The 23,348-nt window shown below is 54.8% G+C and carries 25 protein-coding genes; 7 read left to right on the top strand and 18 right to left on the bottom strand.

Annotation, left to right across the window (positions count from 1 at the left end):
• Positions 1 to 2: 2 nt before the first annotated feature.
• From TQ39_RS13695 to TQ39_RS13770, 17 genes are all read right to left on the bottom strand, one after another.
• Entirely contained in the window at positions 3 to 1,712 is a 1,710-nt protein-coding gene (locus tag TQ39_RS13695; protein WP_050005936.1) for a C40 family peptidase, read from the bottom strand.
• A complete protein-coding gene (locus TQ39_RS13700; RefSeq protein ID WP_050005937.1) occupies positions 1,705 to 2,079 on the bottom strand; it encodes a DUF3851 family protein in 375 nt (124 codons plus the stop codon). The genes TQ39_RS13695 and TQ39_RS13700 overlap by 8 nt, the downstream gene beginning before the upstream one ends.
• Before the next feature lie 2 nt (positions 2,080 to 2,081).
• Positions 2,082 to 4,481, bottom strand: coding sequence for a VirB4-like conjugal transfer ATPase, CD1110 family (locus TQ39_RS13705; RefSeq protein WP_050005959.1), 2,400 nt, complete (start codon positions 4,479 to 4,481; stop codon positions 2,082 to 2,084).
• Positions 4,438 to 4,893, bottom strand: coding sequence for a PrgI family protein (locus TQ39_RS13710; RefSeq protein WP_002589059.1), 456 nt, complete (start codon positions 4,891 to 4,893; stop codon positions 4,438 to 4,440). Before TQ39_RS13710 ends, TQ39_RS13705 begins: the two co-directional genes overlap by 44 nt.
• A gap of 14 nt (positions 4,894 to 4,907) precedes the next feature.
• Positions 4,908 to 5,453, bottom strand: a complete 546-nt coding sequence (locus tag TQ39_RS13715) for an MT-A70 family methyltransferase (RefSeq protein WP_002589060.1) — start codon at positions 5,451 to 5,453, stop codon at positions 4,908 to 4,910.
• A 13-nt stretch (positions 5,454 to 5,466) separates the two neighbouring features.
• On the bottom strand, positions 5,467 to 6,336 hold the full coding sequence (locus TQ39_RS13720; protein WP_050005938.1) for a VirB6/TrbL-like conjugal transfer protein, CD1112 family: 870 nt from the start codon (positions 6,334 to 6,336) through the stop codon (positions 5,467 to 5,469).
• A gap of 69 nt (positions 6,337 to 6,405) precedes the next feature.
• On the bottom strand, positions 6,406 to 6,624 hold the full coding sequence (locus TQ39_RS13725; RefSeq protein ID WP_003525154.1) for a Maff2 family mobile element protein: 219 nt from the start codon (positions 6,622 to 6,624) through the stop codon (positions 6,406 to 6,408).
• 219 nt (positions 6,625 to 6,843) lie between these two features.
• Positions 6,844 to 8,673 carry a VirD4-like conjugal transfer protein, CD1115 family gene (locus TQ39_RS13730; RefSeq protein ID WP_006059575.1) on the bottom strand — a complete coding sequence of 610 codons (1,830 nt, stop codon included), beginning with the start codon at positions 8,671 to 8,673 and terminating at the stop codon, positions 6,844 to 6,846.
• Positions 8,670 to 9,170: a PcfB family protein gene (locus TQ39_RS13735; protein WP_050005939.1), complete on the bottom strand. Its 501-nt coding sequence runs from the start codon at positions 9,168 to 9,170 to the stop codon at positions 8,670 to 8,672. Before TQ39_RS13735 ends, TQ39_RS13730 begins: the two co-directional genes overlap by 4 nt.
• A gap of 100 nt (positions 9,171 to 9,270) precedes the next feature.
• Entirely contained in the window at positions 9,271 to 9,582 is a 312-nt protein-coding gene (locus tag TQ39_RS13740; protein WP_050005940.1) for a DUF5720 family protein, read from the bottom strand.
• A 23-nt stretch (positions 9,583 to 9,605) separates the two neighbouring features.
• Positions 9,606 to 10,373 carry a BRO family protein gene (locus tag TQ39_RS13745; RefSeq protein WP_002589066.1) on the bottom strand — a complete coding sequence of 256 codons (768 nt, stop codon included), beginning with the start codon at positions 10,371 to 10,373 and terminating at the stop codon, positions 9,606 to 9,608.
• 36 nt (positions 10,374 to 10,409) lie between these two features.
• Entirely contained in the window at positions 10,410 to 11,288 is an 879-nt protein-coding gene (locus tag TQ39_RS13750) for a DUF6017 domain-containing protein (protein ID WP_006059572.1), read from the bottom strand.
• Positions 11,289 to 11,355: 67 nt separating this feature from the next.
• A complete protein-coding gene (locus TQ39_RS20395) occupies positions 11,356 to 11,544 on the bottom strand; it encodes a hypothetical protein (RefSeq protein WP_006059571.1) in 189 nt (62 codons plus the stop codon).
• Positions 11,545 to 11,572: 28 nt separating this feature from the next.
• The gene (locus TQ39_RS13755) at positions 11,573 to 11,845 is read right to left on the bottom strand and encodes a DUF5720 family protein (RefSeq protein ID WP_007862445.1); all 273 of its coding nucleotides are present in this window, start codon (positions 11,843 to 11,845) and stop codon (positions 11,573 to 11,575) included.
• A gap of 11 nt (positions 11,846 to 11,856) precedes the next feature.
• The gene (locus tag TQ39_RS13760) at positions 11,857 to 12,786 is read right to left on the bottom strand and encodes a ParB/RepB/Spo0J family partition protein (RefSeq protein ID WP_006059569.1); all 930 of its coding nucleotides are present in this window, start codon (positions 12,784 to 12,786) and stop codon (positions 11,857 to 11,859) included.
• Positions 12,743 to 13,564, bottom strand: a complete 822-nt coding sequence (locus TQ39_RS13765) for a ParA family protein (protein ID WP_002569249.1) — start codon at positions 13,562 to 13,564, stop codon at positions 12,743 to 12,745. Before TQ39_RS13765 ends, TQ39_RS13760 begins: the two co-directional genes overlap by 44 nt.
• A 365-nt stretch (positions 13,565 to 13,929) precedes the next feature.
• Positions 13,930 to 15,894, bottom strand: coding sequence for a cation-translocating P-type ATPase (locus TQ39_RS13770; protein ID WP_050005941.1), 1,965 nt, complete (start codon positions 15,892 to 15,894; stop codon positions 13,930 to 13,932).
• 208 nt (positions 15,895 to 16,102) lie between these two features.
• On the opposite strand from TQ39_RS13770, the gene TQ39_RS13775 reads away from it, so the two are divergent.
• Entirely contained in the window at positions 16,103 to 17,365 is a 1,263-nt protein-coding gene (locus TQ39_RS13775) for a glycosyltransferase family 2 protein (protein ID WP_050005942.1), read from the top strand.
• 331 nt (positions 17,366 to 17,696) lie between these two features.
• On the opposite strand, the gene TQ39_RS13780 is transcribed toward TQ39_RS13775, so the two are convergent.
• The gene (locus tag TQ39_RS13780) at positions 17,697 to 17,951 is read right to left on the bottom strand and encodes a hypothetical protein (protein ID WP_133304131.1); all 255 of its coding nucleotides are present in this window, start codon (positions 17,949 to 17,951) and stop codon (positions 17,697 to 17,699) included.
• A 151-nt stretch (positions 17,952 to 18,102) separates the two neighbouring features.
• Here TQ39_RS13780 and TQ39_RS13785 point away from each other — a divergent pair, with 151 nt between their 5' ends.
• From TQ39_RS13785 to TQ39_RS13805, 6 genes are all read left to right on the top strand, one after another.
• Positions 18,103 to 18,453: a helix-turn-helix domain-containing protein gene (locus TQ39_RS13785; protein WP_050005943.1), complete on the top strand. Its 351-nt coding sequence runs from the start codon at positions 18,103 to 18,105 to the stop codon at positions 18,451 to 18,453.
• Positions 18,410 to 18,880, top strand: coding sequence for a S24 family peptidase (locus TQ39_RS13790; RefSeq protein WP_156146326.1), 471 nt, complete (start codon positions 18,410 to 18,412; stop codon positions 18,878 to 18,880). The genes TQ39_RS13785 and TQ39_RS13790 overlap by 44 nt, the downstream gene beginning before the upstream one ends.
• A 77-nt stretch (positions 18,881 to 18,957) precedes the next feature.
• The gene (locus TQ39_RS13795) at positions 18,958 to 20,298 is read left to right on the top strand and encodes a replication-associated recombination protein A (protein ID WP_050005945.1); all 1,341 of its coding nucleotides are present in this window, start codon (positions 18,958 to 18,960) and stop codon (positions 20,296 to 20,298) included.
• Between the two features lie 339 nt (positions 20,299 to 20,637).
• Positions 20,638 to 20,763, top strand: a complete 126-nt coding sequence (locus TQ39_RS21845) for a hypothetical protein (protein ID WP_009323552.1) — start codon at positions 20,638 to 20,640, stop codon at positions 20,761 to 20,763.
• Between the two features lie 38 nt (positions 20,764 to 20,801).
• Positions 20,802 to 22,388, top strand: coding sequence for a recombinase family protein (locus tag TQ39_RS13800; protein WP_050005946.1), 1,587 nt, complete (start codon positions 20,802 to 20,804; stop codon positions 22,386 to 22,388).
• A gap of 63 nt (positions 22,389 to 22,451) precedes the next feature.
• The gene (locus tag TQ39_RS13805; protein WP_050005947.1) at positions 22,452 to 23,228 is read left to right on the top strand and encodes an HAD-IC family P-type ATPase; all 777 of its coding nucleotides are present in this window, start codon (positions 22,452 to 22,454) and stop codon (positions 23,226 to 23,228) included.
• Positions 23,229 to 23,348: the final 120 nt, after the last annotated feature.

The raw sequence follows: 23,348 nt of genomic DNA on the forward strand, positions 1-23,348 counted from the left end.
TGTTACCAGTTCATCAGGCCGTAGCCCTTGATACTCTGATAATTCAGGTCATAACTTTTGATCTTGCAGGCATCGCCGGAATTTCCCTCCACGGTATAAACACGGCTGCCATCGGTGCCGACAACAATTCCCACATGGTCTGCGGAACCATCCAGATCCCAATCGAAGAAAATGGCATCACCGGGGGCGATGTTTTCATATCCTCGTGCGCCCCACTGTCCATGAGACTGGAACCACGGAACACCCTGAGACTGACAACCAGCAAAGCGTGGTTCCGTTCGACCGGATTGACCATAGCACCATGATACAAAGCAGGCACACCATTCCACACGGGAGTCAAAGCCGTACCAGCTCCAATAAGGTTGTCCTCCCACATTGCCCACCTGACTTTTCGCCAGTTCCACCAGCTGCGGATTGCCGGGGCGGGAGCCATTGATAAATTCAACACCAGTCAAATCTTCAGAAACACCTGTATCGGGAGAACCGCCACCAAATAACAGCGGCTTATTGCCCATAGTCTGTCGGTAGACCTGGTACATCTCCATCTGCTCCGGAGTCAGTAGTTCTGGCGCAAGAGAGGCAATGGAACGGCTTGTTAAAGTTACATGGAGAATACGATATTCATATTCATGCTCATCCCCATCTTCGTCAGTGTAAGTGCGAATCTGAATTTCTTCTCTCAGCGTAAGCTGATACTGTGCATCAAACACACGATCCAGCTCTGCCTGTGCGCTGTGGCGTGTATAGCCTTGCAAGACAGCAGAGAGAACTGCCGCCAGCTCATGGGGGTCATGGCCAATCATATCCAGGTTATAGCGATACTCGTCATACCCTGGGTGGCTGCTTTCGATGTTGTCGATTTTCTCCTGCAACCGAGCTTCTCTGTCTGCATAATCTGCCTCCACCGCCAGCATTTCCGGGTCATCCGATGGATAGGTAGTGCCGGAAATTACAGAACCAATACTCTGTGCCATCATAGAGCAGGAGGACATGGTATTCATCAGCATACAGGCGATGAGGAACAAAACCCCTGCCATCAGGAAGCCCTTCTTGTGGCGCATGACGAATGCCCCTGCCTGCTGTGCCTTTTCTTTTACCGTCCTTGCGGCTTTTCCGGTTTTGGACGCAGCCTGGGCGGTATTTCCGGCAGTCTGACCGGTGCGCTTGGCGACGGCATACTGCTTTTTGATACTCTGTTTTTGCTGCCAGCGGGAGAGAGGGTTGCTGGTAAACTGAGGATTTTCCCGTAGGGACTTCTGGTACAGGGCATTTACATTTGCCTTTTCCAGTTGGCGCTCTGCCTGTGCTGCTTTGCGGTACGGCTTCAGCTTGTGGCTGCGATAGCCCTCCCGCACCAGATAAGCGCTGGTCTCCACCGCCTCCTCGGACTTGTGGGCGCTTTCCACGCCCACATTGTCCTGTTCTGTTTCCCGGATCTCTTTGTGAAACTTGCCCGCGACCAGATGGACGGGAGCTTCCTTAACCCCTTGAGAAAGTTTGGAAGGTGGTTTTTTCTTGTCCTCAAAGGTCAGCTTCGAGGTCTTTTTCCCGGTGTCCGGGTCAATGACCGTCTGTCTGACTTTTTTCTTTGGAATATTGGCCTGCGCCTTATCTGCTCTGGCCGTAGCTTTCTCCGTTTTGCGGATCGGCTTTTCCAGTGCAGGGTCAGCCCGTTCCTCATCAGTAAAGCGCAGGCGCGGCTCTTTATTCAAACCAATCACCCATTAGGATAGCATCCATCATGTGGTGCAGCTCCACATAGAGGGCCAAACCTTCCGGATCATATAGCGGATGCACGGTGAGATACGCATGGACTTGCGCCAGAATCTCAGAGAGCATTGTGATAGGTCTGCACCCTACAATGGTTCCTGCACCAGGGGCACACATCATATTCGCCCAAATCGAAAAGAGACGGGCAAGACCAATTTCGCCATCCTCATTCAAGGTTTTGAGTTCTTTGTCAGCGGTACGACACTCAACAACAGCGGAGGCCATTACCGGAAGCAACATGAATTCGTGAGCCTCCAATGCCTCACGGAAAAAAATCATGGTATCAAGTTCGCAAATATTCTGTTTCATAGTTATTCATCCTCCTTTTTCAGTTCCTGGGGTTTGGTGGACATAATGCGGTAAAGCTCAGTATTCTTCGGGAAGTGGTCAACGAAGGGCAGGATGGTGGAGCCATAGAACAGCAGGCCCTCGCCCTCACCGGAGTGGGTCACATAGCTAAGCTGGTGCGTGGAAATGCCCAGCTGCTTGGCGAGAATCTGACGGTCTCCGCCTGCCTGGTTGAGCATATACACGAAGTCGGAGTTTTCAAAGATGTTCTCCACCTCGCGGCTGCTCAAAAGGTCTTTGACATTCTGGGTGATACCTGTCGGAATACCGCCCCATTTGCGGAATCGCTTCCAGATTTCCACCGTATAAGCGGCGGTCTGCTCCTCCTTCAAAAGCAGGTGCATCTCGTCGATGTAATAACGGGTGGACTTGTGGGCAGCGCGGTTAATGGTAACGCGGTTCCACACCTGATCCTGGACCACCAACATACCGATTTTCTTGAGTTGCTTGCCCAGCTCCTTAATGTCATAGCAGACAATGCGGTTATTGATGTCCACATTGCTCTGGTGATTGAACACATTGAGGGAGCCGGTTACATAGATTTCAAGGGCCGTGGCGATATACTGGGCTTCCTTTTCCTCCTGTGAACGGAGCAGGTTATATAGATCCTCCAGTATGGGCATATTCTCCGGGCGCGGGTCATTGAGGTAGGTCTGATAGACCAGACGCACACAACGGTCGATGATGGTTTTCTGCACCGGCTGCAATCCGTCCTTATCGCCCACGATCAGCTCACACAAGCTGAGGATAAAGTCAGACTTGAGGGACAGCGGGCTTTCATCATCCGAATAGTCCAGGTTCAGATCCATCGGATTGATGTAGTTGGTTGAGGTAGGCGAGATCTTGATGACCTGCCCATGCAGACGCTCCACCAGAGGTGCGTACTCCGCTTCCGGGTCACAGATGATGACATCATCATTGGTAAGCAAAAAGCAGTTGGCAATCTCACGCTTGGCGCTGAAAGACTTACCGGAACCCGGCGTACCCAAAATCAAGCCGTTGGGGTTTTTCAGCAGCTTTCTATCCACCATGATGAGGTTGTTGGACAGGGCATTGATGCCGTAGTACAGGGCTTCTTTGCCGTTCTGGAATAATTCCTGTGTGGTGAATGGTACAAAGATAGCCGTAGAACTGGTGGTCAGCCCTCGCTGAATCTCGATCTGATTGAGTCCCAGGGGCAGACAGCTCATCAGCCCTTCTTCCTGCTGGAAGTCCAGTCTGGTCAGCTGGCAGTTATACTTCTGGGCAATAGAGCCTGCCTGAAAGATGTTGTTGCCAAGCTGACGGGGGGTGTCCGCTGTGTTCAGCACCAAAAAGGAGACCAGGAACATTCTCTCGTTTCGGCTCTGCAAATCCTGCAACAGCTTTTTCGCCTCACTGCCGTAGGTGGCAAGGTCAGAAGGAATGATGTCCATGTCGTATCCGGCGCGGACTGCTTTTTTCTGTTCCTCAATCTTACTGCGGTCCAGATCGGTAATCTTACGCTTTACCGTTTTGATGGCTTTCACCTGATCCACCGACTGAATGTGCATACTCACAATGAGCGAGCTTTCCATATCCAGAAAATCAGCCAGCAGACGGTCATTCAGCTCTGGGGCTAAAATCTGCAAAAAAGAAACAGCCCCGTATTTCTTGCCCATACGGAACTGCTTGCCGGTGCGGAACTCAAAGGAGCTTGGTGCAATAAAATCTTTTGTGGACAGACCGGAAGGAGCCAGCCAGTCCCATTCAAACTGAAATGGGAGCTGTTCATCCATGTGGAATACCGCATGAAGCTGGGAAAGCCTTTCCTTACCGTCCAGTGTCCTGGCAGCTACGCCAAGACGCTTGAAGTTGTTGAGTATATCGGTCTCAATACGCTCCAGACGGGGTTTGGCGGCTTTGATGCTGTCAGCGTCAATACCAAAGGTCAGGTATTTGGTCTTGATGAGACCGTTGTTGCCTCTGACCAGCTGATTTTGCAGCATCGTGGTATATTCCTCACGGATACTGTCAAAGGCATCCCCCTGGGGCGGAATGGAAATGGAGTTGGCAAAGGTCTCCTCCGATGCCGCAAGGTTCAAAAAAGACAGCTGGAAGTGAATCGAGCTGTCGAAATAATTGAGGAAATCACACCAGCCCTCAAAGATCGCGGTCTTATCTTCATTTTGGGAGAGCTGATAGTTGATGTCCTGAAACTGAATGGTCTTTGTGTAGTGGCTGTCCGATACGCGGCAGATCCCGTCCGGCCACATTCGTTCATAGGGGATACTGTCCTGTGCCGATTTTCCTTTTTTGTCCGTGCGGTTGGCGCGGGCAATGGCCGCTTCGATCTGCTTCTTATCGGCGCGGGACAGCTTTTTCTTTGTCTTTACCGGATGCACGGTCTTTTCTTCCGGTTTTCCCAGCAGACGGCGCAGCCAGCTTTTCATTGCGGTGAACAATGTCATACACCTCCTTATCGAGCATTTCCTGCCGCTTTAATACGGCATAAAAGTTATTGGTCTGGTAGGGACGCTGCTTGGGACGGATCACAGCTACTTTGAGGATGTTGCCGACGATCTTTTCCAGGGGCTGTCCATGCTTTTCATACATTGCCAGCAGGAAGAAGGGCATCATGACCAGCATCATACACATGGCAGCCATGCTGTTTCCCGCAGGCTCACGGAGCCACAAGAACAGCGGTACACCTACAAGCGCCCCGGCGGTAAAGCAGACCAGCTGCCTTCGTGTCAGATTGAACATGACCTTGGTTTTGACTTTGGTTAAATCTTTGGGTACGGGTACATAAGCCATATTATCCACCTCCTTTATGGGAATGAAATAGAGCTGTCCACTTCATTTCCCCACACATCCCAACCGGGTGTGGATTGACGAGCAAACAGTTCTATGCGCGGGAGATCACCCATCAATGAGACAATGCGTTCTCTGGCTTCCTGCGGTTTTTTTGAATGTTCTTCAATGTGAGAGACAATGACCTGATGAACAGCTGCGTTTATACGCTTGGGATGTCCTTTCGTTGCGAGGATACAAAGTTCCACATTGGAGCGCGTCCAATATCCCATTCCCCAGAACAAGCTATCTGCCTTTCGATTTTGCTTTACCCAAACAAAGCCGACGGTTTTATAGGTAAATCCCCATGCCTTCAGAACTGAGAGACCTTCCAGTAAACATGGAATCGTGACCCATAAAAACAAGGCACAGTCTTTATCCGCCAAGTTGCCTACTGGCAGCGCACAAATATCCTCGATACTCATGGTCGGATAGTGACTTTCTGCACTGCGTCCCAATCCTTTCTTGGAATATACTTTGTAGTTCCATGGCGGGTCTGCGTAAATGATTTGATATTTTTTCATACAGAACCCTCCTTTAGTGCGCCTGAAAGACTGATTTTGCGAGACTGCCGGTTTTGAACAGCGTAAAGCACAGCAGTACGGTGTAGCCCACGCAGCTCCAGATTGCCATGATGATGTCATCTTCCAGAGCGATGTTCTGCACCAGCACAGCATAAATTGCCACGCAGACGATAATGAGAAACGCCTGAAAGCCCAGCGCCAGCAGGGATCGGAGGTAATTCTGTCCCATACCGCCCCATTCTTTACCCATCATTGCAGCCATTGGAACGGGAGCCACCGAAGTCACAAGGTAGATTTCGATCATACGGCCATAAATAACGATAAAGATACAGATATATAACGCCCACATAGTAATGCCAATAAAGAGGGATTGGAACCACAGTCCGAACAGCGGTCCCAGATCCATTTCCATCAGCCTCGGTTCCAGATCGGTCATAACTGAGGAAATGTCAATGGACGCATCCGAATTGATAACCCCTGCCGCCTGCGCCACTACGCTCTGCGCCATATCAAAGACGCCCATCACGATATTCCATGTATTTGTGACAATGAGGATGGCAGCGGCTGATTTGAACACCCACTTGAAAATCATCCAGGTGTCCACATCATGCAGGTTGTTCTTGTCTGCGATCATCTGGATCAGGTCTACGGTCATCACGATAGCCAGGATCACGCCTGCAATCGGCACCATGATGGAGTTGGACAGATTCTCAATCATGCTGAAAATACTGCCATTCCATCCCTGTGGGGTCTGGCCTACCTGTACGGATATATCCGCGACCTGCTTGTTTACACTGTCAAACATCCCCGAAAGGTTGCTCATAATGCCGCCCACCAGCATTTCTTTCAGCCAATTTGTCAGGGCTTCAAGTAAGAAATCCATACGGTGTCAACCTCCTTTCCGCCGCCCCCGCAAAACTGCGGGAGCGGCAAGGATTTCATACGGAGACGCTTAGACAGAGAAAAGCCCGGAGAGCAGAGGTACAAGGACCATGCCTACCACGGCTACACCAGCACCGGCCATGAGCTGCTTCATGCCCTGAGACTTGGCGCCGGGGTTGTCGTTGCCGTAACCTTCCAGCAGGTTGATAACGCCCCAGATACCGAGACCGGCACCGAGCGCGATAACGAGGGTCTGAAGAACGGTGATTGCCTGTTCAAAAAATGCCATATAGTTTGTTAGCCGGAATCTGATTAAAAAATAGGTTTGTCATGTTTCATAGGCATACAAAAGCCGGAACAATCTGCCGCCCGGTTTCCGGGGGCATGATTCCGGCTGTCCTCCTTTTTCATTATTTTTTCTCGCGATTGTCCGCTTTGTACGCCAATGGCCCATAGAGGGCAGATGCGGCGAATAGATAAGATCACTCCCTTCTAAAGCGGAACGAAATTAAGCGCCCTTTGTGTCTACTTCATATACATCGCAGACCTCATTGGGCTTGAGTTTCAGCCTTGCGGACAAGAATGCTTCAATATCAAAAGCGTTCTTGTCATCCGCGTCGGCAGTGTACTTGAAATTGGGGTGCTTGGTGATGTCGTACTTATCCGAAAGGAAAGGACGCACACCGCGCAGCTGGAGGATACACTTGCCGCCATCCATAACAGCAAGCTCATCCTGGCTCATCAGCTCTTTCCCCAATTTTTGATAGTTGAGTGAATGGGATGTTTCCCTCCCACGGCTCTCTCCGGTGTTGTAGGTGTCGATGGTTTCCTTACCCAGCACGGCGGCCAGCTCCTTGAGAGTGGTCGGCTCCTTACCGCCCAGAAAGATGGAAGTATCCATGTTTCCGATAATGGTATCTGCGTTATCCTTATAAATCGCCTTGAGCTGACTCTGCGCCTGCAACACCAGACAGGCGGAGATCTCACGGCTTCGGATGGTGGCCACCAGCTTTTCCAACTTGGGTATCTGGCCAATGTTGGCGCACTCGTCGATCAGACAGCGCACATGAACCGGCAGTCTGCCGTCGTACACATCGTCGGCCTTTTCGCAGAGCAGGTTAAACAGCTGGGTATAACACATGGATATAAGGAAATTAAAGCTGTCATCAGTGTCACTCATGATGAGGAACAGGGCAGTTTTCCTGTCTCCCAGAGTATCCAGCTCCAGCTCATCATAAGCCGTGACCTCACGCAACTCTGCAATGTCGAACACGGCAAGGCGAGCGCCGCAGGAAATCAAAATCGACTTGGCTGTTTTTCCGGCGGCCAGCTTATATTTCTTATACTGGCGCACCGCAAAGTGGTTTGGCTTCTCGGCTTCCAGTGCATCAAACATCAGGTCTACGGGGTTTTTGAACTCCTCGTCATCCTCACGGACTTCCATGGCGTTGATGAACTCAATGAGGGTGGAGAAGTTTTGTTCCTCCACCGGAGCCTCATAATGGATATAGCCAATAAGCGCGCAGTACAACAAGGTTTCTGCTTTTACCCAGAAATCGTCTCCGGCCTTGCCTTCGCCTTTGGTATTGGCGATCAGCGTTGTTACCAGCTTCAAAATGTCCTTTTCGCTATGGATATAGGCGAAAGGGTTATAGTGCATGGACTTCTTGAAGTTAATGGTATTTAGGACCTTGATTCGGTACGGCTCATAAATGACCTTGCCGTGCTTATCCTTCATAGGCTTTCCGTCTTTCCCCAGCTTGGGTGCGCCCCTTTGGAGCATTTTTCCGCACTCCACCAAAATGGTTCCCTTCGGGTCTGTGACCACATAGGAACTGTGCATCTGCATCAGATTCGGTTTGAGCCAGAAGCGGGTCTTACCGGAACCGGAGCCGCCAATCACCAGCACATTTTTGTTTCTGGCGGTCTTTGGGTCCTTGGGGCGGCTGTTCATTGTCAGGCTCTCCGTTTTCGTCAGAATCACATTGTTCTGGAATACCGGGTCGATGTAGGGTGTAATGTCCTCATGGGTTCCCCACCGGGCGGAACCGTATTCCATGCCGTGCCTGTACTTCTTGGCGTTCTTGCTTTTCAGGTACACAGCCAGCCGCAGGCCGCCGCAGCAGCACAGGCCCACCAGCAGGTCCAGCGGGTGCAGGCTGGGCCACCAGCTGGCCAGCGCCACCGGCAGCGTGGAGAAGAACGAGAGCATTTTTGCCGAAGCGTCCGCACCCACGGCCATCCGCCACGCTTCACCGAAGTTGGTGGAGAAAAGCCCCATCAGGATATACGGCAGATTCAGCAAAATGAGCTTTTTGATGTTCAGCTGCTTTTTCATCGTTCCAGCTCCTTCCGCTTGTTCCGGTCCACGACGGCGTGTTTTACCAGTTCTTTGAACTGGCTCAGCTTTGCCAGCACGGACGGGCGCTCGGATTTCTCCGCCTTTCTGACCTTTTTCCCGGTGTACTCGGTAAAAGCAGCGGTCAGGGCATCCGCGTCCCGACCCTTGAAAAAGATCAGGTACTTGGGTGGGGAGCTGCTGCGGTCCTTCTTCACCGCATAGTCCACGCCGTATTTCCGGGCGATCTTCTCAAACTCCTTGATGGAGGGGTCGGTGATCTCGATGTTGGAAACCCCTTGGTTCTGACCAATCAGCTGTTTCACCGTCTGCTTGCCCTGGGGCTTCACAGGCGCGTCACGGCTTCTCTGCTTTTGCAGCTTCTTTTCCTTGCGGTGGGCAAGGTACTTGGTGATGGCGGCTTTCATCAACCGCCCGGTAAACTTTGTTCCGCTGACTACCAGCGTCAAAGTCCTGTTTTCCACTTCCTCCTGCATAGGTCATCGCCTCTTTCCACGGATTTTGCAGGGGTGGCGCTTGATACTAAGGCGGGACCACCAGCCGCCGCAGCAGGTATTTCAGCATGGCAGGCTCCTTTCAGCGCAGCTGATCGGAGCGTTCATAGTACAGATGGCCCTGGCGCACTTTGGCATGGCTGAGAATCTTGATGTGACCCTTTTCCTGGTTCTCCAGGCTTTTCTGGTATCCGGCCTCCGTCAGAAACAGGCGGGTTCGTTCACCTTTCCAGCCCACCGGGGAATCGTCGGTCAGCACATCGAAGATAATCATGTGCCGGGTGTCCTCGGCAAACCGCTCCAAATCCATGTACTCATGGCCGTGGTAGTTCTGCGCCCCGGCTTTGAGGCGCATTTCTTCCATCAGCTGACCGATTGTTTTGCCTTCTGGCATAAAACTCACTTCCTTTCCCACTCTCATACAACCATCAAAATCATGTCTCTCAGCTGAGCAAAGTAGAGTTTGCCTTGCGGGGTTATCAGCGTATAGGAGCCGATATGCCCGTGATTGCAGTAGTCTTTGACACAAAACAGTCCTTCATTGGCTGGCTTTGCATAGGGCAGTACATTACCGGATGCGGTGCGGTACACAAAACGCTTTTCCAGAAGGAAACGGACAAACCGACGCTCCGGGACAAGCAACTCTTTGGCGGTGGTGCGGAGGTTGGTACTGTGATTGAGGTCGATGAACAAATCATAAAAGGCTGCCTTACTCTCCAGCAGGGCATTTTCCTCTCGTAGCGACGCATTTTCTTCCCGCTCAGCAAGCAGCTCGGAGCAGAGCTTTATCAGAGCTTCCGGAGAAGTGGCTATCTCCCACAACTTTTCTTTTGTGAGATAGGCTCCGTGCTTGCGAATGGCAGGTAGAACTTCATCAAACACCCATTGTTCAAACCGTTCCGCTGACGGCAGTTTACTATGGGCGATCAGACGATATAGATCACCTTCGGGGATAAAGAGCATTTCGACCATTTGTACCGCGGGGCTTCCATCTGCCTTTTTCCCAGTCTGGACCCCTATGGAACATTTCGTTCCACCCCTGGTATGGTCGCGGACGGCTTTGCGTGGATTGGTATATCCCAGCGCTGTTGCCACATCTGTACCGCAAAATAATACTTTGCCATTCTGTTCCAAAGTGCGAATGCTTCCGAACTCTGGACTATTGAAAATTTCAATCTGATTCATGCTGTGCCTCCTTTGGTGTAATACAAAAGCGGCTGATTACCAGCCGCCTGCGTGCATATCGTGATTTACCAGTGAAGTGTAGTGGTTATTCATGGTGGTAGGAGCGTTGAACAGCACTGCAAGCAGGTACTGCTTGATGTTGTGTACCTGGGTGGTGTTCTTTTGCAGACAGTCCATGACAAACTCGATGTGAGAGCTGTCCAGCTTCAAAAAGCGGGAGCGTACAATTTCATGAGGAAAGTCCGCACCAGAGATCCGGGTGGTCTTTCGTTTGGCACAGACCGTTTCTACCAACAGCTCTACGATCTCATTCAGGTCATCCAGGTAGAGAGGATAACGCTGCTTCAGACAATCATACTCGATATTCTCCAAAATCAATTCCCGATAATTTTCTATCTCTGTGACAGACATCGCATCCCTTCCTTTCCGTTCCGGCGGTATTACCGCCGCTGTTTCCCGGAAGGGAATGGAATCGGTATTTGATCCATGAGTATTTTGTTTTTGGGTATTTGATTTCTTAGTATTTAATTGTGTTGGATTTTCCGGTAACGGATTTACCGCTGACGGGTTTACCGTTATCGGGTTTTCCGACAACGGCTTATCCAACATCGGTTCTCCCTCGATGGGACGCTCAAAAATGGTATACTCATTGGCTGCGAATTTACCAGAAGCATCAGTTGTCTGTCTGCGCCGAATGTATCCGGCTGTTTCAAGCTCATTGACAGCAGAGCGGATTGCATCTTTGCTTTCTCGATTGATATAGCTGAGTCCTGACAGCGTATAATCCCAGTCATCAGGCAGAGATAACATTTGCGACAAGAGACCCTTTGCCTTCAAAGAAAGTCGTTTGTCTTTTAGATGAAAATTGCTCATAACCGTGTAATCGCCAGTGCGTTCTACACGAAAAACAGCCATTTACTTCACTCCTTTCATTTCTCAGGTATGAAAAAAGCCGCAATTCATAAAAGAATTGTGGCAGCGGTTAGGGTCTGTCTGTATCTTTTTTCTTGCGTCGGTAGGGGCGTTTTGGCATTGGTGGTTTATCAAACAGATCCCTTTCCTGAGAAAATGGTAAGGTTTGAAAAACACGGTCAATCTCGGTGGATTCCATATCACGCTGTGAGCGGCAATCTTCTTGAATAGCTTCTCGGATTTCTCTTACAGTACACATATTCATTCCTTTCCTTTCGTTGTATCGGTTATGAACGACGGTGTTTTTTAGGCTTGAAGTCGAGGATATGCCCCTCAATAACATGGGCATATCTCTTAATTTTGATTTCTCGACGCTGCTGGCTTTGCAGAGCTGACTGATACCCGTCCTCTGTGAGAAAAAGCCTCATTTCGTCACCAGGTTCTCCATAAGCAGTAGGGCGCAAGACAGTAAACTCAATCATCCAGAAAGTGCTGTCCCAAAATCGCTCCACTGCAAGAATGTTGTGGCCTTTCAGTTCCCTTGCTGCAATATCTTTCATAGGCTCTCCCTTCATCGTTCCTGATCTCGTTGGCGTTTTTTCTGCCATTGTTCCAGCAGTTTAATAATGGTTTCCTGCATTTTGGCCGGTGTATAGCTTTTGGGGAAATACTTTCGCAAGGTATCGCTGCTCAAGGTCACTTTATCCAGATCACCCTTTTTTTCCTCTGACATGATGGCAAGCATCACATCTTCTGACAATTTCCCTTCCTGGCTGAACTTTTTCATTCGCTGAGCCTGAGAGAGAGAAGGGGTAGCCTGCTCATAGTCCATTGTTTCCACCAGCATTTGCTGTTCGTCCGGTTTCAAAAAAGAGAGTTCATAGGCTGGGTTAAATGCAATTTTCTTTTCATCCACCATATCCAAAAGCTCTGGAATCAGTTCAGTCAAACGAACATATCGCATTACCTGGATACCGCTTCGTTCACCGGCTTCTTTTGCCACCTGGTCTCTGGCGCTCAACTTCTGTTCAACTTGAACAGAAGTCAGGTCTGTTCTTGCTCCTTGATGTTTAATGGCTTCCAGCTTCATTTTGTAGGCAAAAGCCCTTTCACTGGGGAGCAGATTTTCTCGCTGCAAATTGCTGTCAACCATAATAATTGTGGCAGCATCGTCATCCAAGTCGCGCACAATGACAGGCATGGTTTCTTTTCCGGCCAATTCGCTGGCTCTGCGGCGTCTGTGACCGGCTACCAGCTCATAACCGCCATCAGGCAGTGGTCTGGCAATCGCAGGAACCAACACACCATACTTTTTGATGCTGTCTGCGGTTTCTATCATTGCATCATCATCCTTGACCTTGAAGGGGTGATCCTTGAACGGATGCAGTTCAGATAGGGGAATTTCCTGAATTTTTTCCAGTTGCTCGTCTTGCCGACTTTCTTCTGTAGAAAACAGGTCATCTACTGAGGCCAGCTCTATTTTTTTCGCGCTGCTTTTCAAGTTTCAATACCTCCTTCGTCAGATTTTTGTAGCCCTCAGCCACTTTGCCATTAGGATCATGGGCATAAATGCTTTTTCCTTCAGCACTGATTTCTTTAGCCCTGACAGAATGAGGAATTTCTGATGTAAACACCTTGATCTTACTGCCATAGGTTTCGCGCAGAAGAGCGGAGATTTCTTTGGCAAAATTGGTTCGGCTGTCTACCATCGTCAGCAGAATCCCATCAATTTGCAGCTTGGGATTGATTTGTCTGCGAACCTTATTGATAGTTTGCAAAAGCTGCTCCAAACCTTTAGCTGGAAGATACTCTGCCTGGACGGGGATTATAACCCTATTAGCGGCAGCCAGTGCATTGACCGTAAGCATACCCAGGGAGGGCTGGCAATCAATAAGGATATGGGAGTATTGCCCCTTCAGCGTGTCCAGATATTGTCGCAGAATGGTTTCTCGGCTCATAGCGTTTACCAGAGATACCTCCATACCAGATAGCTGGATGTCCGCAGGCATCAGGTCTACGCCCTCAGGGTGGTGCAGGATACCCTCGCCGGGACGAATTGGTTCATCCATCAAAATACGGCCCATAGCGTCTGACAGTGTAAAGGGCAGCTTATCAGGCTGGGGATTGCCCAAGCTGATGGTCAGGCTTCCCTGTGGGTCTCCGTCAATCAGAAGGACTTTCTTCCCGGACTGCGCCAGACCAATTCCAAGATTGGCACAAGTGGTTGTTTTGCCGACACCACCTTTTTGGTTGGCTATGGCAATAATCTGTGTATTCATGATTTCACCTCATTTCTTTCTAAGTTTAGATATGAAAAAAAGTGCCTGCTTTACCTTTCCTGAGAAAGATAAAACAGGCACTTTCACTGGCTCAATACCTCTTGTAATGAACCTCTATGTATGGTAAACTATGTCCACGATACCATGAATATAATTAAGTCTCGACGGGAATTGAACTTTTGGCTAACGCCAAATTTCGCGCCTTTGCAAACAGAGTGCAAACAATAGGGGGCTAAAATCCTTTGTTTTTGCTTGATTTTGCTTGTACAAGGTTTATAGAGAACATGGAGAAAAGCCTTGATATAACTGCATTTTCTTTATCCCTGTTGATAGGGAATATATGCACTGGGTCCATCTCCTAAGCGTTAGGCCGCTGGTTCGATTCCAGTCGGGGACACCATGCCGGATACGGTTGTCCGTGCGGAAAGCCGGAGGGTGCTTTGAATGCGGCCTCCGGCTTTGCTGTATCCTTTGGAGGCATGCATCCTGTACATCGCCCGGCGGCGGGGGGCAAGGTGGCATTGCCCGATGACGCCGTCTCCTGTCATTGCGACAACCTGGCCCGCCGCCTTGTATGCGCGCACGATGCGAAGCTTGTGGGCGGGGGAAACGCGGGCGTAAACAGAGACGCGCATGCACCGCGCGGCAAGCTCCGAATCGGACAGCGCGTCCAACTCCGTGCCCGAGAGCACGCCGTCCCCCGCGCGGGCGATGCCTACGTCCCGGGCAATGGCCAGCGCTGTTTCCTTGTAATCTCCGGTGATCATCACAGGCTTGATGCCGGCCTCGCGGCACCGCTGTACGGCGGGACGCACCTCGGGCCGGGGCGGGTCCAGCATGCCCATCAGGCCCAAGAAGCACAGCTTTTCCTCCCCGGCGGCGGGAGTGCTGCTTTCCGCGAAGCCCAGCACGCGCAGCGCTTCGCCCGCCATGCGGGCACAGGCGGCGTTGATATCGGCGCGGTCCCGCGGGGCCAGCAGCCGCGGACCTGCGGGGGTTTCGATATGCGTACAGCGGGCCAGCAGCATATCGGGCGCGCCCTTGCACAGCAGGCGTGCACCGCCGGGACCGCTCACGGTCACGCTCATGCGTTTGCGTGCGGCGTCGAATGGGTTTTCGCCTATGACGGTATATTGCTGCAGCAGCGCCTCTTTTGTTACGCCGGCCTTGGCGGCGGCCACCAGCACGGCAACCTCGGTCGGGTCGCCCATCACGTCGTAGACGTCTTTGGCGCGGGTGATGTGCGCGGTGGTGCACAGGGAGGCGGCCTCGCACAGCCTCCCCAGTGCCGCGTCCCGCGCGGCCTGTACGGGACGGCCGTTTTCCTCCACGGCGCCCTGCGCCCTGTAACCGCTGCCCGAGACGTTCAGTGTGCGCCCGGGCACCCAGATGCGCTGTACCGTCATTTTGTTCTGCGTGATGGTGCCGGTTTTGTCTGTGCAGATAACGCCTGCGCAGCCCAGTGTTTCCACAGCGTGCAGCTTGCGGATGACGGCGCCGCGCCGCAGGATGCGGTTGACGCTGAGCGCCAGCGTGATGGTTACGATGGCGGGCAGGCCCTCGGGGATGGCGGCTACGGCGAGGGAGATGCCTGTGAGAAGCATCTCCAGAAAATCGTTGCCCTGCAAAAAGCCCAGGAAGCCGACGGCCAGACAGATGGTGACGCAGGCCACGGCCACGAACCGTCCCAGCTGTTTGAGCTTGAGCTGCAGGGGGGTGGGCTCCTCGCCGGCGGTTTCCATCATCCCGGCGATCTTTCCCATCTCGGTCTCCATGCCGGTGGCCGTCACCACGCCTTCGCCCCGGCCCGTCATCACGATGCAGCCCATGTACAGTCTGTCTCCGGGCTGCTTTGCGGCGGGAAGGCTCTCGCCCGTGAGCATGGCCTCGTTGCACGATACCTGCACACCGGTTTGCAGCGTGCAGTCCGCCGCTACCTTATCGCCGGCCTCGAACAGCAGCACGTCGCCGGGCACCACGGTGCGCGCGCCGACCTCCAGTTCCCTGCCGCTGCGGCGCACGCGCGCCGTGGGCGCCGAAAGCTCTTTCAGTGCTTCCAGCGTTTTTTCCGTGCGGTATTCCTGCAGAAAGCCCATGGTGGCGTTCATCAGCACGATGATTATAATGGTAATGGCTTCCGTGCCCTCGCCCATCAGCACAGAGATGAGCGTGGCCGCCGCCAGGATCAGGATCATCAGGTCCTTGAACTGCGAGAAGAACATGGCGGCCACGCTGGCTCCCTTTTTCCCGCGCAGGCGGTTTTCGCCCACTTTCGCAAGGCGGGCTTTTGCCTCGGCTTCGGACAAGCCCGCAGATGTGTTTTGCAGCATGCGTTTCTCCCCTTTTTTGATTTGGGCAAAGAGGCCCATGATTGCTAAAACTTATGAAAAAATGCGCCGCGCTATGCCGGGAGAAATTTTTTCTGAAAATTTCTCCCGATTTTGCAGACAAATCGGCCGCTGTCTCGTATTATAGGCATGGAATGAAAAAAACACGGAATTTACCGGGCTTCGGCCCTTTAAAGGAGATGAACCCCAAATGGTGACTTTGATTCTGACACGGATCGTTTTTGTGCTGAGCATCCCGCTTTGCCTGTACGCCGTTTATTTCGGTGTGGTCGCACTGTTCGGCCTGCGCAAAAAACTGCCTGCGGCGCCCCAGGCGAAGCCTGAAAAACGCTTTGCACTTGTGGTGGCGGCACGCAACGAGGCGGCGGTGATCGGCCATCTGGTGGACAGCCTGTATGGGCAGGATTATCCCCGCGAGCTGTATGAGGTGATCGTCGCGCCCAACAACTGCACCGACGACACCGAGGCAGTGGCTGCCGGGCGCGGCGCGCGCATTTTCCGTCCGGAGGGTGTCATCCGCAGCAAGGGCGAGGTGCTCACCCAGGTGGTGGATAAAATCGTGCTGGCGGAGGAGTTCGACGCCATGTGCGTTTTTGATGCGGACAATCTGGTGGACGGCCAGTTCCTGGCGCGTATGAACGATGCGCTGGTGAGCGGCGCACAGGTGGCGCAGGGTTTCCGCGACAGCAAGAATCCCGAACAGAGCGCGATCTCCGGCTGTTATTCTATCTGCTACTGGATGCTGAACCGTTTCTACAATGGTGCGCGCAGCGCGCTGCACCTCTCCGCGCTGGTGAACGGAAGCGGCTTTGCCGTTACCACTGCGCTGCTGCGCCGTTTGGGCGGCTGGCACACGGTTACCATGACAGAGGATTATGAATTCAGCGCTCAGTGCGCCATGCTGGGCGAACGTGTGCACTTTGTGCCCGAGGCCCTCATCTACGACGAGCAGCCCCTTACATTCCGCCAGAGCTGGAAGCAGCGCCGCCGCTGGACGACCGGCAGCCTGCAGGGGCTGCAGAACTACGGCCACGGCCTGTTCAGCAGCTTTGTACTGCACGGCAGCTTGATCTGCCTGGACATGTACCTCACGTTTCTCGTGCCGATGGTGCAGCTTGCCAGCGTAGTGCTGGGGATCGCGGGGCTGGTGCTCACGCTGTTGGGCAGCGGCATCACCTTCGGCGGCATCATGCTGCACGGCATGATGCTGGCGGCGCTGATGACGGCCGGAGGCTTTGTGGCAAGCGTGGTGGGCTCGGCGGTATTCGCCGCGTTCACCGTGGCGCTGAAGAATGAATCGCTTTCCGGCATGGCCAAGGGCATTCTGGCTTATTGGGTGTTTCTGATGAGCCAGATGGTGCTCACGCTGCTGAGCTTTGTGAAAAAGCAGGAAAAATGGGAACCCATCGCGCATACCAGCGCAAAGCGGCTGGAGGACATGCGCACCGCCTGAGACGGGCGGCGGCCGTCTCAGGCCATCGGGATGGGCTTTTATTGCGGAGCAGGAGCAATGGAAAAACGCGGGACACGGCCTTTGGCTGTGTCCCGCGTTTCAGACCGTCAAAAAATGCGAAGAAGGAAAAGAAGCGTCCGGGGAAAAAGTTTGAAAAAGGGGTGGAGAACCCCTTTTTCATTTAAAATAACCCCGCGCCGTGCGCGGCGAACGGGGCCGCAGGCCCTGTTCGTAGGCAGCTTGGCGCAAAAGCGAAGCTTTTTCACCAAGCTGAAACGCGGGACACGGCCTTTGGCTGTGTCCCGCGTTTTTTGTTTTGAACAGAGCGCGTTCAGTCCGGCGCATGAAGGCCGGACAGCTCCGCGTAGGTGAACGGGCGCGGCAGCGTGCGGACGGCATAGCACAGGTCTTCCATCACGCAGGACAAATGCTCCGGCGCAAGTTCCACCGCGGTAAAATAGTCCGCAACGGCTTGGGCGGCGCGGATGTCCGCAAACAGCGCCGCCGTCTGTTCGCCGGACGGCAGGCGAACGCCAAAGGCCGCTCCATGAGAATAACACTCGTATACAGGGGCTTCCAGGTTCATTGTTCCGAGTTCCTCCTCCGTGTTGATATCTTCTGATATAGGTATCATCATACGGAGTTTCCTTTTTTTGTCAATTATTAAGGCGAAATTTGACGAATCCGCTTGCATAATTAACCGTTTGCGGTTAAAGTGGAACGGGGAGGTGCAGCAGATGAACCTGGCCAAACGCATGGCTTACCTGAAAAAACGAGACGGCCTGACGACAGAAATGCTGTCCCAGCGTTCCGGCGTAGCGACGGGAACGTTGAATAAGCTGCTGAATGGGGCGACCCGGCGTCCCGCCCTGGAGACGATGGAGCGTGTGGCGCGGGCGTTCGGCGTGCCTGTGCGCTATTTTACCGATGCGGCTGTTTTGGGCACTGAATTCGAGGTGGGCGCATATGTGGAGGAACAGGGGATGTTTGCCATCAGCGCCCGGGAGCGGGACATGCTGGAGATGCTGCGGGAGCTTAGCACCTATGAGCGCGATTTTTTTCACAAAAACACTGGAGACAATGTATGAGATGCGCGCGGAGCATAGGGAAGGCGGCCCGACGCGGGAGCTGTTCTGCTATCTGCCGTCTTTTCCGATGGACAGCGCTGTGTCCATTGGGACGATGACGGCGCAGCGCATCCGGGTGCGCGATTGTCCGGCCGCCCGTGAGGCCGATTTTGCCGTGGCGATGTGGAGCGCGGCGCTGGAACCCCTGTATCCCCAGGGCGCTGTGCTGGGGGTGCGGCGGGGGCGGGCGCTCCATGGTGAGATCGGTGTTTTTGCGCTGGGAGAAGCGAGCTATGTCCGCCGCCTGTATCAGGCGCGGGGCCTGTGCCGCCTGGACACGATCAACCGCAGCGTATCCAACGTTACGGTGCGCGCGGGAGACGTACTGCGGTGTATCGGCGTTGTCACCGGCGTGCTCCAGGCGGATACGGGCATAGAGCTTCCGTGACGGATATGATAAAATGAACGCACACCGGCCGCCTGCGCGGCCGGCAAAACACGGGAAAGAGCGGGGAGGCACGGCGTATGATACAACAGACATTGTTTGGGGAAACAGACACGGGGCGGCCGCTGGCCAGCAGGATGCGCCCGCGCACCCTGGAGGAATTTGCGGGCCAGAGGCATCTTCTGGGCGAGGGCAAGGTGCTGCGCCAGCTCATAGACGGCGACCGTGTGCCCTCCATGGTGTTCTGGGGGCCGCCTGGCGTGGGCAAAACGACGCTTGCGCGCATCATCGCCAACAGGACGAAGGCAAATTTCATTGATTTCAGCGCCGTGACAAGCGGTATCAAAGAGATCAAGGAAGTGATGCAGACGGCCGAGGCGAACCGCCGCTTCGGCGAACAGACCATCCTGTTCGTGGACGAGATCCACCGCTTCAACAAAGCGCAGCAGGATGCGTTTCTGCCCTTTGTGGAAAAGGGAAGCATCATCCTCATCGGCGCCACCACGGAAAACCCTTCGTTCGAGATCAACTCGGCGCTTTTGTCCCGGTGCAAGGTGTTTGTGCTGCACGGTCTTTCGGCCGGGGAGCTTACGGAGCTGCTGCGCCGGGCGCTGACAGACCCGCGCGGCTTCGGCGGCAGGCGGGTGGAGCTGGCAGAGGGCATGCTGGAGATGATCGCCAATTTTGCCAACGGGGACGCGCGCACGGCGCTGAATACGTTGGAGATGGTGGTGCTCAACGGTGACATCCTGCCCGACGGAAGCACCGTTGTGCCCATGGAAACGCTGGAGCAGTGTATATCGAAAAAATCTCTTTTGTATGATAAGCACGGCGAGGAGCACTACAATCTTATCTCAGCGCTGCACAAATCCATGCGCAACAGCGACCCGGACGCTGCGGTATACTGGTTGGCCCGGATGCTGGAGTCGGGGGAGGACCCGCTGTATGTGGCGCGCCGCCTGGTGCGCTTTGCCAGCGAAGATGTGGGCCTGGCCGACAGCCGTGCGCTGGAGATCTGCGTGGCGGCATATCAGGCGTGCCACTTTTTGGGTATGCCGGAGTGTACGGTACATCTGACGCATGCGGCGGTGTACCTTTCCGCCGCACCCAAATCCAATGCGCTGTACAAAGCTTACGAGACCGCAAAAAAGGACGCTCTGGAAATGCTGGACGAGCCGGTGCCGCTGGTCATCCGCAACGCGCCCACACGTTTGATGAAAGAGCTGCACTACGGTGAGGGGTACCAGTATGCCCACGACGCACAGGACAAGCTGACAGATATGCAGTGTCTGCCGGATTCTTTGCAGGGCCGGCACTACTATGTGCCCACGGAGCAGGGCAGCGAAGCCCGTGTGGCCGAGCGGCTGGCACAGATCGAAGCCTGGCGCGCCGCGCACCGCAAGCCCCGGGAAAAAGAATAAGAAGAATGTAACGCCCCGCGCCGTTTGTATACCGGCGCGGGGCGTTTCAGGCTGTCAAAAAAGGCAAAGAAGGAAAAGAAGCGCCCGGGGAAAAAGCTTGAAAAAGGGGTGGTGAACCCCTTTTTCATTTGAAATAACCCCGCGCCGTGCGCGGCGAGCGGGGCCGTAGGCCCTGTTCGTAGGCAGCTTGGCGGAAAACGCAGCTTTTTCGCCAAGCTGTAACGCCCCGCGCCGTTTGTATACCGGCGCGGGGCGTTTTCCGCACACAGGACCGCCGGGCATATCCCACAGCGTCGGTGCATACCGTTTAACAAAACACCGGAAAAGGGGACGTGCCGCATGGAACCGCAGGAGACAGCGAAGCGGGAGACTGAGCCTGAGGAGGAAGCGCGCAGGCTGCGCTTCAATGAGCTTTGGCTGCAGGTCATTGAGCGTTCCGAACAGCGCGCCGCGCAGGCTCCCTGACGCGACGGACCCGCACCGGCAGAGGGAGGGGGATGGATATGCAGAGCAGGGCCGCGGGCGATGCGCCGCGCGCCGCCATTTACTGCCGCCTGTCGGAGGAGGACGCGGACAAGGCAGACCCCGGGCAGGACAGCCGCAGCATCCAGAACCAGAAGTCCATGCTGGTACGGTACGCGGTAGAGCAAGGCTGGCAGATATACAATATTTACAGCGACGACGATTATACGGGCAGCGACAGGGAACGCCCCCAGTTCAACCGTTTGCTGGAGGATGCGCGCAGGGGCTGCTTCGACATCGTGCTGTGCAAAAGCCAGAGCCGCTTCACCCGCGAGATGGAGCTGGTGGAAAAATACATCCACGGCCTGTTCGTGGAATGGAACGTGCGCTTTGTGGGCTATGCCGACAACGCCGACACCGCAAATCGTGGCAACAAAAAGGCCAGGCAGATCAATGGGCTGGTGAACGAATGGTATCTGGAGGATATGTCCCAGAATATCCGCACCGTGCTGGACGCAAAGCGGCGGCAGGGGGAGTTCGTGGGCAGCTTTGCCTCTTACGGATACCGGAAGGACCCGCAGGACAAACACCGCCTGCTTGTGGACGAGCCGGCGGCGGCGGTGGTGCGGCGCATCTATGCGCTGTACCTTTCCGGCTGGGGCGCTTCACGCATTGCGGCACAGCTCAACCGGGAACAGGTGCCGAATCCAAGCGCATACAAAAAGCAGAACAACCCGGCTTTCAACCGGGGCCGCTCCACCGCGCTGGCAGAGCTCTGGAGCGATTCCACGGTGCTGGGCATCCTGAAAAAGCAGGTGTACACAGGAACCACCGTGCAGCATGTCAACGAGAAAATCAGCTACAAAAGCAAGCGCCTGCGCCGCCTGCCGCCCGAGCGCCGGGCCGTGGTGCAGGGAACCCATGCGGCGGTCATCGACACGGAAACATGGGAGGCCGTTCAGCGGAAGCTGGCGGAGGGGGGAGCGGAGCAGCGCAGGGAAGGCAGGCGGGACGCGCTGGCGGGAAAATGCCGCTGCGCGCTGTGCGGCGGAAAGCTGCAAAGCAAATACGGCCGTGCGGGAAAATACCTGCGGTGCCGCACCCACGCTGTGGCCCCGGAGCGCTGCCCGGGTGTGAGCATCCGGCGGGACGAGGCCGCGCAGTGTGTGCTGGAGGCGCTGCAGGCCTGCATGGCGCGGTATCTGGACCGGGAATATCTGGCGCGGCATCTGCGTCCGCCGGAGGCCGCGGCACACAGGCAGGAACAGCTGGCGCTGCGCGCCGCCCGGCTGGAGCAGGCGCTGGTACGCCAGCGCGCCTGCCGCAAAACGCTGTATGAGGACCGCGTGGACGGCGCTGTCACGGCTGCACAGTTCGCGGAGCTGAGCGCTGCGTTTGAGGCGGAGATCGCCCGGTTGGGAAAAGAGCTGGCGGCGGCGGAGCGGGAACGCGGTGCGGCGGTGGAGCAGGCGGCGCAGTGCGTGACGGCGGAGCAGCTTGTGGAAAAATATGCCCGGGCCGATGTGCTGACGGACGAGATGGCCGAATGTATGGTGGAGGCCGTGCTGGTGGGCAGGCCGGAGCGCCAGCGCAGGCCCGTTCCGCTGGAGATACGCTGGAGGTTTTGACCCGCGCAGCGCGGACGCAGCGGGGGAGAGTACATATGCCGTCCCGCCAGGTGGCATTCCCCAATGACGGCAGACGGCGTCAATGACGCTCCGGCCGTAAAAGAGGCGGATATCGGCGTCGCCATGGGGATCACGGGGACGGACGTGACGAAGGAGGCTTCGGGCGTCGTCATCCTGGACGATAATTTCGCAACCATTGTGGCCGCCGTGGAGGAGGGCCGCGTCATCTACCAGAATATCCGCCGGTTCATCCGGTTCCTGCTCACTTCCAATTTGGGCGAGGTGCTGGGAATGCTGTTCGGCATGCTGCTGCATCTGCCCGTGACGCTGCTGCCCATCCAGATCCTGTTGGTGAACCTGTTCACCGACGGCCTGCCCGCCATCGCGCTGGGCATGGAGCCGCCGGCCCGCGACATTATGAAGCGCAAGCCGCGCCCAAAAACGGAGGGATTGTTCGCCCACGGGCTGGCGCGCACCATCGTCATACGCGGCATGATGCTGGGCATGGCCTCCTGCGGGGCATACTGGGCCGTTCTGGCCACCAGCGGAGACCTGATCGTTGCCCGCAGCGCGTGCTTTTTGACCATTGTGTTTTCCCAGATGCTGCATATTTTTGAATGCAGGGGAGAGGGGCTGGATTTCCGTGGCAACCCGGCGCTGCTGGCGGCGGCATTTACCTCCGTGGCCGCAACGGTAGTCAGCGTGTATCTGCCCATGGTTCAGGGCTTTTTCGGCACGGCGGCCGTGCTGGGCGCGGACCTTGTGCCTGTTGCCATTGCGGTGCTGGCGGGGCCGGTCATCATGGCCGTGCTGCGGCGCGTCAAAAAGCTGTTCCTGTAAAAAAGCATCGGAGCGCGCCGGACGAATTCTTCGTCCGGCGCGCTTTTTCGTGTACAGAGTGTTTTTCCCGTGTTTATTTCCCTGTTTCCGTGCGAATACTAACAAAAACGGAACATTGCG

Source organism: Ruthenibacterium lactatiformans, from assembly GCF_000949455.1.
In the GTDB taxonomy this organism is placed as follows: domain Bacteria; phylum Bacillota; class Clostridia; order Oscillospirales; family Ruminococcaceae; genus Ruthenibacterium; species Ruthenibacterium lactatiformans.